Annotated in this window: 1 protein-coding gene; it reads right to left on the minus strand. The window is 40.7% G+C overall.

Translation table 11 applies throughout. The features are described from left to right. Nucleotides 1-78 precede the first annotated feature (78 nt). On the minus strand, nt 79-705 hold the full coding sequence (locus R7Q48_RS26780; protein ID WP_005462382.1) for a TetR/AcrR family transcriptional regulator: 627 nt from the start codon (nt 703-705) through the stop codon (nt 79-81). Between the last annotated feature and the right edge of the window lie 59 nt (nt 706-764).

The following is a 764-nucleotide window of genomic DNA, read 5'->3' on the forward strand; positions in this document are numbered from 1 at the left end:
CAGATCCTTTTGTTCACGTCACCGCTTGCGGCTAATCCTTATTATTGGTTTCACTTTTTACTTGTCGTTATCGAGCGACTATTTCGCCGACATACCAGCGGACAAGTAAGGAATCAGTAAATCGACGACAGATTTCACATCGATTTCTTTTTCAAATTTGCTTTCTGCCAGCTCGGTCAAAGCTTGACTTGAGGCCATCGTAAATACGCACGTTCCCAACGTGAAATGTAATCGCCAAAACAACAACTCTTCCGTCAACTCTGGGTTTGCTTTCATGATAGAGAAAGTAAACAAATTCAATACTTCTGAGTATCGAGTGCTGATAAACCAACGTAAATGCCCTTGTACATCGGTGTAACCTCTACCAATCAACAACATAAATAGTGCTGTACCATTTGGTCTAACATCATTAAGTGTACGCAGCGGTAAACGTAATGATTCAAACACTTCGTCCATGTTGTAGCTTTCGCGGGTATTCAACTCAATGAGAGACGCCTTTATGCTTGGCATCAGTGCTTCAAGGTACCGGTCTAATACCGCGCGCACTAACGTCTTTTTGTCACCAAAGTGATAATTCACCGATGCAAGATTCACATTTGCTTTGCCTGTAATGGTTCTTAGCGACGTATCATTGAAACCATATTCAGCAAAAAGTCCTTCTGCGACATCGAGTATTTTTTCTTTTGTTGTGCTTCTCGGGGCCATTTTAATCACTCGTATTAAACAACTGTTTGAAAATATACTCCTGAAACTTTAGATTAACA

The organism is Vibrio sp. 378, from assembly GCF_033339435.1.